The following is a 12,799-nucleotide window of genomic DNA, read 5'->3' as shown; positions in this document are numbered from 1 at the left end:
GAAGTCCTCGGATATTCGAGGACGAGCGCCACCCGCTCCTCGCCGACGCGAGGCTGCAATTTCAAAACTCAGTGAAGCGACAGGTTTAGCGGTTATCGACCCGCTTGATGAACGGTCTGATGTCGACTGTGTTCCAGATTCCTGCCTTGTTGAACGGGTCGGCGTCGACAAACTTTACGATTTCCTCGATGGCGTCTGCTTCGTAGAGAAAGAAGCTGCCAATCATCGTCTGACCGTCGGACCTCGTCAGCGGACCAGAAATCAGCGTCTTGACAGGTGCGGTCTGCAGATAGGCCTTGTGCGCGTCGTAGTTTTCCAGGCGACGCTCGACCATGTTCGGATGGTCAAGGCAATAGACAGTGAAGTGCATTTTCGTCTCCTTGCTGTGATTTGAGCATACGGGTCGTCAAGCGTCAGGTCGTCGCCGCGCGTGGCGCGACGCCATCAAAAGCATCCTGCAAAATTTCCAGGAGCGCCTCGCGTTCAATTGGACGCGGATTCCAGTACGGGTTGGAACTGGCGATATCAGCGGCCTTCGAAACGTCCAGGGCAGACATACCGATGTCTTTAAGCGCAAGCGGTGCGCCGCAACGTTTCGCCAGTTCATACACGCCCAGTGCCGCGTCGTCCGAGCCAAGCGCGCGTGCAATCCGTTTCATCGCATCGGGTGCAGCCTGCCGGTTGTAGCCGAGTGCATGCGGAAGAACGATGGTGTGCGTCTGCGCGTGCGGCAGGTTGAAACTCCCGCCCAACGTATGGCAAAGCTTATGGTGAAGCGCCATGCCAACGCTGCCCAGAACGGTCCCGCACAGCCAGGCGCCATACAACGCATCAGAGCGGGCTTCGACGCTTTGCGAGTCGTTGACGATTGCCGGCAATGCACGCGCAAGGGCGGCGATTCCCTCTTCAGCCATCATGCTGACGACTGGATTCGCATCACGCGAATAAAGACCCTCTGCAGCGTGCGCAATCGCGTTGATTCCGCTCGTAACCGACAGTGCGACCGGAAGAGACATTGTCAGGTCGGTGTCGTAAATCACGGTCCTCGGCAAGACTCGCAGGTCTGTACCGGTCTTTTTCAGTCCGGCATCCGTGATGCCATAGATGGGCGTCATTTCGCTGCCGGCGTATGTCGTCGGCACAGCGAGAATCGGGAGGTCCGATTCAAGCGCAATCGCCTTGCCGAGCCCAATCGTCGAGCCGCCTCCAACGGCAATGGCGCAGTCCGCCCGCAGTTCCCGTGCGAGGCCGCGAGCCTCCTTAGCCAGCTCGAGTGGCACATGCATGACCGCGCGGGCGAAGATACCAGCGGCACGCTTGCCGAGTCGCGTGGCAACGGCTTCACCCGTTTCTTTCTGCTCGGGGCTACACAGAATGAGTGCTCTCTCCGAGCTTAGCTGGAGCACTTCGCGCTCGAGGTGCTGCAAACTGCCTGGACCAAACACGACCCTACCTGCCAGTGCCTGATAAACGAATTCACGCTTTTGCATCAAGATGCTCCGGTGTGCGGTCTGCAATCAAGGCTGCATCTGCTTGATAGTCAACCTGGAATCTCGCTGTACGCAGGTCGCCGAGTTCATTGCGCACACGCAGATGCTCTGGGTGAGACGCATAGGCTTCTAGCGCCTCCTGAGAATCGAATTCCGTGACGAGAACCGCGTCGCACGCGTAGTCGACCCGACTGTAGTCGAGTCCGACTTCGAGGTGCCGCATCCCGGGAATACGACCCCGCAAGCCCTCGAACTTCCTCTTGACAAGATTCGACGCAGTTTCCCGTTCCGCGGGCGTGTCCCCGCGAACACGCCACATCACAATATGCCTAATCATGCGGGAACCTCCGAAGGGTTAAGCACAAAGTCGTACTCAAGCGAATACCACGGAACGCCGATTTCCCGACCATCCGGTGCCACACCTGCTTCGTGTCGCTTCCACTCCGCAATCAACGTCGAGCGAACGCCGAACACGACGTCGGAATCGAGATACTTGTCGCAATCGCGGAACACATGCGTGATGAGCGTCTCGTATCCAGGCGCTTCAATCATGAAATGCAGGTGTGCAGGGCGCCACGGGTGGCGGCCGACGGCCGCCAACATGCGACCAACGGGCCCGTCGTGTGGGATGGGGTAAGCCTCCGCGAGAATCGAGCGGAAGTTGAAAAAGCCTTCAGCGTCGGCCTTCAGCCGACCTCGAGCGCGATGGATGGCGTTGCCGGCCTCGTCGAGGTTCTGGACATCATAGAAGCCGTCTTCGTCCGATTGCCACACGTCAATCTGCGCATCGGCAATGACTTCCCCGTCCGCGCCACGCACCTGCCCACTTATATAGCAGGGTGCGCCCTTTGCGCCATTCGAGATGTCATCGCCGTTGTCGTAAATAGGCGCGCCCTCAACATAGAACGGTCCGAACACGGTGGCCTCTGTGCAGTTGGACGGTTTGCGGTTGTTCTGCGACATGACCAACATCGAAAGGCCAAGCGTGTCAGACAGCAGAATGAACTCCTGCCGCTTGTCGTCGGTGATGTGACCCACCTCCGTCAGGAACTGGATTGCTTTGAACCATTCGTCCTCGGTGAGATGGACATCTCGAGCAAAAGCATGGAGATGTTGAACGAGACTCGTCATCACAGTCCTCAACCTTCCGTTTTTGCAGTCCGCAAATGAGGCGATAACGGCTTGGGTAATAGTGTCTTCGTTGATGTTGCGCATCGTGCAGTCTCCTTGTGCGCTAAGGCGTCTGAAAACGAAAGGTAAAGCTTCGTTTCGGTAAATAAAATGCCGCCAGACGAAATGACATTTCCTCGTGCCGGAAAAATCGGCTCCGCTCCCATTCAGCCTCTTTTTGGCGACTCACCGGAGACGCAGCCTGCCAACTGATTGTAGAAATCGACTCTACAAACTTGCGAGTTTCAGTCGGTTTATCTCTCCGCCACACTGCGGCATATTTGCCCGCAAACGGGCTGGAAAAATCCCTTCAGATTGTTCCAACAGGAAGGCAGAGGGAAACGATGGACCGCTGGACGCAAATGCATCTGTTTGTGCTTACCGCCGACCTCGGCAGCTTGTCGAAGGCCGCGGAGCAGCTCGATATGTCAAACGCAGCAGCAAGCCGAACCCTAAGCTCGCTTGAAGAGCGACTCGGTGCCAGATTGATAGAACGGACGACCCGGCGGATGTGGCTGACGGACGCTGGCCGCGAATATCATCGCCGATGCACCGCCGTAATCTCTGAGCTAGCCGAAGCGGACTCAATCGCTTCCGAAGAAGCCGTCAGCCCAAGAGGCGTGCTCCGGGTGACTAGCTCTGTATCGTTCGCGATGATGCACCTCGCTCCAGCGCTTCCAGAATTCCTAAGGCGCTATCCCAACCTGTCAGTTCAAATCATCGCCGCCAATCAGTATCAGAATTTCATCGAGGCCGGGATAGATATCGCTATCCGCACGAAGGAACATGAGGGCGATTCCTGCATCACAATCCGTCGGCTTGCCGAGACTCGACGTGTGCTCGCAGCATCGCCTGCATATCTTGCCGCTCATGGCCGTCCTCAGACTCCTGAGGACCTGGAGCAGCACGAGATGCTCGTCTACAACCTGGCAGTCGACCCGTATGTCCTCCACCTGCGTCGAGAAAAGGAAGAGCGCAATATCGCAATCACAAGCGCACTCGACTCGAACGAAGGACAGGTCATCGTTGCCGCGGGGCGCGCGGGGCTGGGCATCGTCGTTCAGCCGCTCTACATCATCCATGATGACATCGTATCCGGACGCCTAATGCCGGTACTCGAAGATTGGCGACTTCCCCGTCTGACCATCAACCTCGCTTATCAAAGCAGGCGTTATCAGCCGGCAAAAATCAGAGTCTTCACCGACTTTCTCATCGAGCGTGTCAAGAGCCTCAATCTCGAAGAGCGTTGGATGACTTTTGCAACCTGAAACAACATCGAACCTCGGACTCTCGCAACCTTGCAACCCATTGCCGTGCGCTGATATTTCCAGCAGGCGGAAATATGATTTCGGCCTCAGGTAATCGCCGGCGATGTCAAACCCGGTACACGACCGTTCGGACTCAAGTCCCCGCCGACGGCATTTACAGTAAGCCCCTCGCTCAACGCGAGGTTTTTGAAGCACACGCAGAAAAGTTGTGCGCTGCAAGTCGGGGACGGAAGTGCCCTACAAGTGCCTTTCCCGCATGTTGCCCTGGTAGCCTCGACGCGTCCTGCGAACTGTCGCAGCAATGACTGACGATGAATCGACTATGACGCGCGACCGGATTGACCTTGAATCGAAAAATGAAAAACGACCGACGGGTCCGAGACACGTCGGCCGTACTGCAGTGTCCGTGGATTAAGTCGCAGTGGTTGTCTTTCCTCGCGCGAATCGGCCGAGCGGAGCAGCCAAGACCGCACCCAGACGACCATCGAGCAAGACGACAACAAGCAGCAACAGGCCGTTGACGAGAAGAATCTGCGTGGACGTCGCATTCAAGAGGCCGAGCCCGTTGTTCAGCACAGTAAGAATCAGCACGCCCATCGCGACGCCGACCGGAGAGCCGATACCGCCACCTAATGCAACGCCGCCGACAATTGCCGCCGAGGCCGCCTGCAGCAGTATGTTGCTTCCCATCGTTGCAGAGGCGGTCGCAAGGCTGAGGGAGAGCAAGCCCCCGCCAAGTGCCGAAAGTCCGGCCGAGATGACGAAGCCGACTGTCAACGCCTTGCCCACGCGCGCACCGCTTTGAATTGCCGCCTTCCGATGTCCCCCCGAGGCGTAGATATCCCGTCCCAAGGTGGTATAGCGCAAGAAGAGTGCTACGACAATAAAGCAGGCAATCGTGATAAAGCTACGCGGCGAAAAGATGCCAAGGACATTCTGGTCGAGGAAGTCGCTGACGTCGAGGTTGCCGTAACTCAGCACGCGTCCACCCGCGAGCCAGTAGCCTATTCCAGTCAGGAACATCATCGAGCCCACGGTTGTCACCAACGAGGAGACGCCAAGCCAAGGCAGCAACGCCGCGTTGGCAATGCCGACCACCACACCGAAGACAACCGCATAAAGTACGCCGAGCCACGCGCTATCGCCACCGAACTTAACGGTAATCAGGCCCGCGACCGTCGAGATTGCAGCGACGCTCAAGTCAAACTCGCCCGCAACCATCGTCACGGAGAGACCGAGCGCCACAATCCCGAGGAACGCGAACGCTTGAAAAATCGCGTACAGATTCGCCTGCGAAAAGTAGTGATCAACGCTAAAACCGAAGATGACAGGCATTCCCACGAGCAAGACAAGGCGGATGGCCAGATTGAGAAATCGTTGAGCTTGTTCCATTTCGAGTCTCCTGTTATTTCCGTCCCGGACCAAGCCGGGCAAGCAATGCGCCAAACACCACCGCCGCGAGAACCACGATGCCCTTCGCCACCAGTTGATACTCGTAGCTCACGCCGCTGACGAGGAGGATGTTGCTGATGGCAGCCAGGAAGATAGCGCCGGTTACCGCGTCAGAGATTTGGCCGCGTCCACCGCGAATCGAGATTCCGCCAACGAGCACCGCGGCAATCGCGTTGAAGTCCAGGTCAATGCCGTACGTCAGGTTGCCTTGAGCCGACGACGACGCAATCAACGAGCCTGCGAGGGCAGCTGCAGCACCAGCGAACCCATAACAAACCAGCGTCGCTGCCATCAACCGGAGACCAGCGATGCGCGCAACTTCAGCTCGCATCCCAATCAGTCGAATCTCACGACCAATTCGTGACTTTTGCAGGATGAAGCTCGCGATTGCACCAAAGAGGGCCAACACGACAATCTGAGTCGGCAGCCAGCCAAACAACTTGCCTTGCCCGAGCCATGTCGCGTCACCCCGCCCGATGACGGTCAAACCACCGGTGTAGATGACGCCAGCACCGATGATGATTGAGGAAGTGGCAATGGTGGTGATGATGGGGTTCGCTTTACCCAAGGCGATGATGGCGCCTTGCACCGCACCCATCAGTAGACCGCTCAGCACCACAAGTAGAAGTGTCGCTCCCAGACCGAGATGAATGAGCGCGGCAAACATCACGGTCGAGACTGCTGCTGTCGCGCCCATCGACAGCATGAAGAGATTTCCGCTGAGCGTGATGAGTGCCATCCCGATAGCGCCAACACCGACCGCAGCAACCGAATACATCAGCGATTGAACGTTGCCAAACTCGGTGAAGTGCGGAACGACGGCTGCAGCAGCGACGATAAGAACAAGGGTTGCGATTCGAATCGACGCAGCGTGAATACTGGTTGTTCCAAGCAGCGCTGCTGCCCAACGTCGCGGCGCAGTTGACGATACTTGCGCAGTGGGCTCAAGAGCGGTCTTATGCATTACCCACCTCCACATGATGGCTTCGGAAAGAGACGTGACCATGAGATGCGTCACCGCCACCCGCAACGATGTCATGCAGGAGGGTGTCGCCATCTACCTCGAATCTCGGCTTATGACGGACCATGCGGCCTCGGAAGACAGTCAGCACAGTGTCTGCAAGCTCGAGGATTTCTTCGAGGTCCGTCGAGTAAAAGACAATCGAAAGACCTTCATCTGCCATCTTGCGCAGCGTCGCGTAGATTTCGCTGCGCGCTCCAATATCGACGCCGCGCGTCGGCTCATTCAGTAGCAGCAGGCGCGGCGACAGCGCTACGGCCTTCGCAAGAGAGACCTTCTGTTGGTTTCCGCCGCTAAGCGTGGATACTTCATGCGGAAGGCGCTTGGGGTCGATGGTGAACATCGACGCTAGCCGTAGCGCCTCCTCCTGCTCCCCGGTTCGTCGCATCACACCAGCACGGCTGAACTTCGCCATGACAGAGGAAGTGATATTGATGGAAATCGGTGCGTCCAGGAAGACGCCTTTGTCTGCGCGGTCTTCTGCAACGTATCCGATACCAGCTAGCAGCGAGCTGTGGATGCCATCGAGTTTGACCTGCTGGCCATCGAGCTTCACAGAGTTGGAGATGTCGCCTCGAAGGCCTGCCAATGCCTCGACGACTACTTCCGCTCCCGAGCCCAATTGTCCGACCACAGCGAGGATTTCTCCTGGCGCAACAGCTAGCGAGAGGTCCTTTACCTTGTCGGCAACGGACAGATTGTCAATCGAGAGACGCGGCGTGACATTGGCACGACTCTCGGGCGGTTTGACCTGGCTATGCACGAGTTCGCGGCCAATCATCGCCTTAACCACTTCGGCACTCGTCATGTCAGCGGTGCGCTGCGTAAGAACATGCTTGCCGTTGCGGAAAACCGTAATGCGGTCGGTGAGCGCGAACACTTCGTCAAGTCGATGGCTCACGAAAATCATAGCGGTTCCCTGGTCACGCAACCGGCGTGCGACCTCGAACACCCGGACAATCTCCGCATCCGACAGCGTTGCGGTAGGTTCATCGAGAAGCAGCACTTTCGCGTGACGCGACATGCCACGGGCGATTTCAACGAGCTGGCATTCCGCAAGACTGAGCCGCGATGCAGGCGAATCGAGCTTGACGTGTGACAGACCGACTGAATCCAGATGTTCGCGAACGGAATCGCGGTATTGGCTTCGGCGGTAGATTTCGCTCTGGTCCGCGCCACCAAGAAGGATGTTGTCGAGCACCGACAATGTCGGGACGATAGCAAGCTCCTGGTGAACAATTGAGATAAGTTTGGGGTCCGTGCGATGACCGAGCTTCAGTTGATGTCCGTCGACGGTGATTTCGCCATCGTCCGGTTGAACAAGGCCACCAAGAATCTTGATGAACGTGCTTTTGCCTGCTCCGTTTTCGCCGCACAGCGCGTGAATCTCACCAGGCGCCAACTCCAGGCTGACTCCCGTGAGCGCTTTCACGCCGCCGTAGTGTTTCGTTAAATTGCGAGCGCAAAGCAGATTCGGCACGGCGTGCGTGTCGGCGCCGTTTTTAGCGTCTTGCAGCATTGTCTTCCTCCATAAGCGGACAATCTTTGGCCATCCGCTGACACGGGCGAACACCCGTCAAGGCCACCTGACTGTTCTCGCAACTGCTCAAACTGGGTGACGGCTCACATACCGAACAACGAAGCCTTGCATCGACGCTGAGGCGGACTTCTCCTGAGGGCTCGGCCTGCCTGATGGCGGTGTCGAATCAGTGGTGCCGCTATTGGTTCACTGGAAGAGGAATTCAAGGAATCGCTGCGTGCGCAGGAATGAAGGTCGTCTCCAGCAGTCGCTTCAGCGGCTTCGTTGTTGTTGAGTCACAGATTATTCGTTCGCTCAGGAAAGAAAAATGCACTGAGGCGAAATGATATTTCCGGTGGCAGGAAATATCTGAGGCACCAGCGAACAGCAAAAAAAAGCGCACGGGAGTCAGGTCGCGATACCTGACAGACCGCGCGCAACCCTCGATACCCCTAGTCGTTTTTAGAGAGGAATATGCTGTCCTTCAGCCGAAGACCGTTTCGCCGCATCGACAACCCGCTGGATTTCCCAAGCCTCGCGGAAGTCCGGGAACGTGGGAGACCTGTGCTCGATGGCCGCTAGAAACTCTGCCATTTCAATCGTCTTCAGGTCGTTGAAGCCGAGCTGGTGCCCCCCAGCCACGGTGAAATTATCGTAAGGAGGATGCGCGGGGCCGGCTTCGATTCGGGCAAATCCGGCTGTCCGCGGGTCGGCGCCAGCGTTGAAGTATTGCAGCTCGTTGAAGCGCTCCTGGCTAAACAACAGCGCGCCCTTGGTTCCGTACACCTCGAACTCAAGCTGCATCTTGCGCCCGGTCGCGGCCCAGTTAGCCTCGATTGACCCCGAGCACCCACGCTCGAACTTCACAATCAACCGCGCGATGTCGTCGACCTTGACCTCCCGACCCTCGACCGACCCCGGTGCGACGGGGCGAGTCTTATTAACGGTCTCGAGTTGGGCGTTCACCTGGGCAATAGGGCCCAGAAGGAAGCGGGCCATACCGACGATATGGGTGCCGATTTCAGCCAGAGCGCCGGCACCGTTCTGAGGGTCTACTCTCCAACTGTAGGGAATGTCCGGGTCCGCCATGTAGTCTTCTGCGTGCACGCCCCGGAAGCTCGTGATTTCGCCCAGTTCTCCGGACGCAATCATTTCTCGCGCTAGCTTGAGGATTGGGTTCTTGATGTAGTTGTAGCCGACTTGAGTCACGACGTTCGCAGCCTCGGCCGCTGTCATCATCTCGTGAGCCTCAGAGGCAGATGGCGCAATCGGCTTTTCACAATGAACATGCTTTCCGGCGGCAATTGCGGCAAGCGCCATTTCCCGATGCAAGCTGCAGGGCGTTGTGATTGAGACCACCTGCACGTTCGAGTCATCGAGCAACGTCTTCCAGTCGCACGTTGCGCGCTCGAAGCCATATTGCTCCGCGGCTTGCCGCGCACCTGCCTCGCTGACATCGGCCACCGCAACCAGTCGCGGTTTCAACGAGTTCGGGAAAGCATTGGGCACCGCTCGGTAAGCAAGTGCGTGCGCTTTGCCCATAAAGCCAGTTCCAATCACGGCTGCACCAATCTCGCGTCTCATTGTTGTCTCCAGTTCGAAGCTAAAGCGACCCCCGCGGGGTCGCAGTTTTGTCCGACTCACGACTCGGCGGCTAAAGCCGCCGGCGCAAATTACTTCTTTTGGGAATAACAGACGTTGAGGCTCGCCTTGGTGGCCGCGGGGTTTGGCAGATACTGCACTGCCTTCGGCGTTTTGCCCGATGCCAGTTCCTGTGCGGCCCTCGCCGCGTAAGCGCCATCGTCGAAGGGGGATTGCTCGACTGTTGCGTATGCCTTGCCTGCCGAGATAGCCTCGACCCCCCCAGAGTCACATCCGTGCCCCACAATCACGAGCTTCGAAGGGTCCAGTCCAAGTCTCTGAGCGGCCGTCACCACTCCACGAAGTTGCGAGTCGTTCTCCGTGTAGACCCCTTTCACATCCTTGAACTGAGTGAAAAGAGCAGATGCTGCGGCCTCTGCTTTCACTGCATCCCAGTCCGCTGGCTGTGCGCCAACCACCTCGATACCCGGAGCATCCTTCTTCAACTCATCGACGAAGCCTTGGTACCGTTGTATCTGAGGAGGCGTACCCATCTGGCCGTTGATGACGATGACCTTCCCTTTGTCCCCGTAACCCTTGTCCTTGAATCCCTGAATCATCGCTTTCGCGGCGACCTGACCGTTATTGATGTCATTGGGCCCGGTGAAGACTTTCCAGTAGCGCGAATACTTCTGGTCGGGCATGGAGTTGGAAATGACGAGCGGGATTTTCGCCTGGTCAATCTTGCGAATGGACGGGACCATCGCGCTCGAATCCACGGGCACGAGGACGATGACATCAGGCTTTTGAGCGAGTGTCTGCTCAACCTGGGTCGCCTGCTCGTTCGGGTCGTAGTTGGTTACCTTCACATCGAGCTTGAATCCTTGTGCCTGAGCCTCCTTTTCAAAGCCCTTGACGTAGAGCGCCCAGTACTCAACGCTCTGGGTCGGCATGAGCAAAGCGACGTGCGGCTGGTTCGCCGCATTGGCGCCTGTACTGAGAGCGGCCGCGATGGTCCCAAGAGCGAGACAAGAGATAACGGATTTGCGCAAGTTCATGCTGTGTCTCCTGAAGGCCCGGTCGAATCGCCGAGCGGGTTTCCGTGTTGTGGTGGAGTGCACAGTACGGGTTCGCATTGGAAAGAAAAATGCAACAGAACGAAAAGTAATTTCCTCCCACCGGAAGAATCATCGCGCTCCCCAAGCGATAGGGGCGCCAAGCCCGAACAATCGAGCCAGCGAGCTGGGTTAGCACGCGCGACCGGATTGTCAACTTTCGCTCTACGGAAAGACGATTTCTGGTCTGTTTATCTCCCGCCGCTTCTACGTGATAGTGATGGACATCGTCTCTAGGCGACTCCCGCGTTGGGTTCGTCGCAGCGTCCTTCATGAGGGTTCAAATGTCCAGGTCCAAAGTCGAGCTTGTTGTCGCCTACTTCACGCTGTCCGGTGATGTCTTTCCATTCGGCCCGACCGAAATCAGTCCGTTCGGCTTTAAAGACCGCGTTGAAGCCGCCGCGAAGGCAGGTTGGGATGGCATCGGTCTGATTCACTCCGATATCTACGCGACTGCTGACAAGATTGGCTTTCCGGAAATGCGCCGAATTCTTGAAGCCAACGACATCAAGCACATTGAGTTCGAGTTTCTCGTCGACTGGTATCAAACCGGTGAGCGACGCCGCACGTCCGACAGCATGCGTTACTACTATCTCAAGGCTGCGGAAGAACTTCGCGCCCGCATTGTGAAGGTCGGCCCCGGCATCGGCGAGGAGACTGCAAATGTCCCGCTCATGGTCGATGAGTTTGGCAAGCTGGCCGAAGATGCGGAGAAGCGCGGCACGCAAGTCATGCTGGAAATCATGCCGTTCAGCAACGTACGCACGATTGAAACGGGTAAGGCCATCGTCGAGGGGGCGAACAAGGCGAACGCGGGGTTATTGCTCGATATCTGGCATCTGAGCCGTGGCAACGTCGACTTCAAGGAAATCGCCACGATCAAGCCGGAATTCATCAAGGGGATTGAACTCGACGACGCCGACCACTATGCAATCGAGCCGCTGTGGATGGACACCATCCACAAGCGCCGCCTGCCGGGTGAAGGCGCACTTGACGTGAAGGGATTCATCAAGGCCGTCCAGGCAACGGGCTTCGATGGTCCCTGGGGCGTCGAAATTCTGTCGGAAGTCGAGCGCAAACTGCCGTTGGACGAGATGGCAGCGCGTGCGTATAACGCGACGATTCGACAGTTCGAGAACTAAGCGGCAACAGCAGGAAGCGGTGAATAAAACGGCTGCGACAGTGTGCTTGCGGCCGTTTTCTTCCATGAGTACGACGCTTCGCCTGCTCGACGCGATGTCCTTCAACAGAGACAAGCGCTCGTCTGACATGCTTGCATCGCAAACAGTACGCTGGCACCAGGCCGCTACCGGCGGTCGGCGAATGCGCCAAACCGACCTTTCTGAGTCACCCAGATGCTGTCCCTGACCGTCGGTTCTTGGATCGACCCGAAACGATGGCTCCTATACGCGCGTATGAGACCGGCTCTCGGCGGCAATCCTCGATTACAGGCGCAGTCCGTCAATCTCAACTTCCGCTTCGCATTCGACGGGGACGTTCAGAGGGAGCGCGACGCCGACGGCTGAACGTGCATGCATACCTATGTCCGGCCCGAACAGTTCAAGGATCAAATCCGAGAAGCCATTTGCAATCCGTGGCATCTGGTCGAAACCGGGCGCTGCGTTGATCATTGCGAATACGCGCAACCAGGCCGTAATGCGATCCAGATCTCCGAGCGCCTTCTGAAGACTCGCCAAGTGGGCAAGCGCCACAAGGCGTGCTGCTGCGTAGCCTTCATCTGAAGAAACTTCGGCGCCGACCTTACCGACCGGTTGCGCAAGCGTCCCATCGAGGCTGAGCGGCACGTGTCCGGAGACAAACGCTCGTGTGCCGCTCACGCGCACCCATGCAAATGGCAATGACATGTTTACGTTTGCAGGCATCTTTAGCGTCTGCGGCAACGTCAATCCCATCTCCGCCAGCTTTGCTTCGATTCTTGCCATGGCCGTCTCCTCGGGAGCCTGCGAAGAACGTTAGATGCTGGCGGTCGGCTTTTCAAGTCGTGCTGCCTCAATCTCGAAAACCCGGAGGACCGATCCCAACAATAAGGCGGCCCCGAGGAACAGGCTGCGTGCAATCTCGCTGGTGCAAAGAACGCGTCAGTGGCAGTCAGAACCGACGCTGCGATGCGAGCGGTCGTCCGAGCACACAAAGAACCGCCGACCGTTGCCGGCCGAACCCAG

The 12,799-nt window shown here is 57.6% G+C and carries 12 protein-coding genes; 2 read left to right on the top strand and 10 right to left on the bottom strand.

The window, feature by feature from the left end; all coding sequences use genetic code 11:
- Positions 1 to 85: 85 nt before the first annotated feature.
- From AB3X96_RS33770 to AB3X96_RS33755, 4 genes are read right to left on the bottom strand one after another with little or no spacing between them, the layout of a single operon-like run.
- On the bottom strand, positions 86 to 370 hold the full coding sequence (locus tag AB3X96_RS33770; protein ID WP_368593084.1) for a YciI family protein: 285 nt from the start codon (positions 368 to 370) through the stop codon (positions 86 to 88).
- Between the two features lie 43 nt (positions 371 to 413).
- On the bottom strand, positions 414 to 1,490 hold the full coding sequence (locus tag AB3X96_RS33765; RefSeq protein WP_368593083.1) for a maleylacetate reductase: 1,077 nt from the start codon (positions 1,488 to 1,490) through the stop codon (positions 414 to 416).
- Positions 1,477 to 1,827: a Dabb family protein gene (locus AB3X96_RS33760; protein ID WP_368593082.1), complete on the bottom strand. Its 351-nt coding sequence runs from the start codon at positions 1,825 to 1,827 to the stop codon at positions 1,477 to 1,479. The genes AB3X96_RS33765 and AB3X96_RS33760 overlap by 14 nt, the downstream gene beginning before the upstream one ends.
- Positions 1,824 to 2,705 (bottom strand): intradiol ring-cleavage dioxygenase, encoded by an 882-nt coding sequence (locus tag AB3X96_RS33755; protein WP_368593081.1) that lies wholly within the window; start codon positions 2,703 to 2,705, stop codon positions 1,824 to 1,826. Before AB3X96_RS33755 ends, AB3X96_RS33760 begins: the two co-directional genes overlap by 4 nt.
- A gap of 299 nt (positions 2,706 to 3,004) precedes the next feature.
- Here AB3X96_RS33755 and AB3X96_RS33750 point away from each other — a divergent pair, with 299 nt between their 5' ends.
- Positions 3,005 to 3,928 (top strand): LysR family transcriptional regulator, encoded by a 924-nt coding sequence (locus AB3X96_RS33750; protein ID WP_368593080.1) that lies wholly within the window; start codon positions 3,005 to 3,007, stop codon positions 3,926 to 3,928.
- A 411-nt stretch (positions 3,929 to 4,339) separates the two neighbouring features.
- On the opposite strand, the gene AB3X96_RS33745 is transcribed toward AB3X96_RS33750, so the two are convergent.
- From AB3X96_RS33745 to AB3X96_RS33725, 5 genes are all read right to left on the bottom strand, one after another.
- Complete coding sequence (locus AB3X96_RS33745) at positions 4,340 to 5,320, bottom strand: ABC transporter permease (RefSeq protein WP_368593079.1); 981 nt, start codon at positions 5,318 to 5,320, stop codon at positions 4,340 to 4,342.
- A gap of 13 nt (positions 5,321 to 5,333) precedes the next feature.
- On the bottom strand, positions 5,334 to 6,344 hold the full coding sequence (locus AB3X96_RS33740) for an ABC transporter permease (RefSeq protein WP_368593078.1): 1,011 nt from the start codon (positions 6,342 to 6,344) through the stop codon (positions 5,334 to 5,336).
- Positions 6,337 to 7,920, bottom strand: a complete 1,584-nt coding sequence (locus AB3X96_RS33735; RefSeq protein WP_368593077.1) for a sugar ABC transporter ATP-binding protein — start codon at positions 7,918 to 7,920, stop codon at positions 6,337 to 6,339. Before AB3X96_RS33735 ends, AB3X96_RS33740 begins: the two co-directional genes overlap by 8 nt.
- Positions 7,921 to 8,382: 462 nt before the next feature.
- Positions 8,383 to 9,504, bottom strand: coding sequence for a Gfo/Idh/MocA family protein (locus tag AB3X96_RS33730; RefSeq protein ID WP_368593076.1), 1,122 nt, complete (start codon positions 9,502 to 9,504; stop codon positions 8,383 to 8,385).
- Between the two features lie 89 nt (positions 9,505 to 9,593).
- Entirely contained in the window at positions 9,594 to 10,559 is a 966-nt protein-coding gene (locus tag AB3X96_RS33725) for a sugar ABC transporter substrate-binding protein (RefSeq protein WP_368593075.1), read from the bottom strand.
- A gap of 329 nt (positions 10,560 to 10,888) precedes the next feature.
- Between AB3X96_RS33725 and AB3X96_RS33720 the strand changes: the two genes are divergently transcribed.
- Positions 10,889 to 11,758, top strand: coding sequence for a sugar phosphate isomerase/epimerase family protein (locus AB3X96_RS33720; RefSeq protein WP_368593074.1), 870 nt, complete (start codon positions 10,889 to 10,891; stop codon positions 11,756 to 11,758).
- 303 nt (positions 11,759 to 12,061) lie between these two features.
- On the opposite strand, the gene AB3X96_RS33715 is transcribed toward AB3X96_RS33720, so the two are convergent.
- Positions 12,062 to 12,559, bottom strand: a complete 498-nt coding sequence (locus AB3X96_RS33715) for a RidA family protein (RefSeq protein WP_368593073.1) — start codon at positions 12,557 to 12,559, stop codon at positions 12,062 to 12,064.
- Positions 12,560 to 12,799 lie beyond the last annotated feature (240 nt).

This window comes from Paraburkholderia sp. BR13439, assembly GCF_040948805.1.
Taxonomy (GTDB): Bacteria; Pseudomonadota; Gammaproteobacteria; order Burkholderiales; family Burkholderiaceae; genus Paraburkholderia; species Paraburkholderia youngii.
The sequence above is the reverse complement of the archived record's forward strand: the minus strand, read 5'-3'. Positions and strand labels throughout refer to the sequence as shown.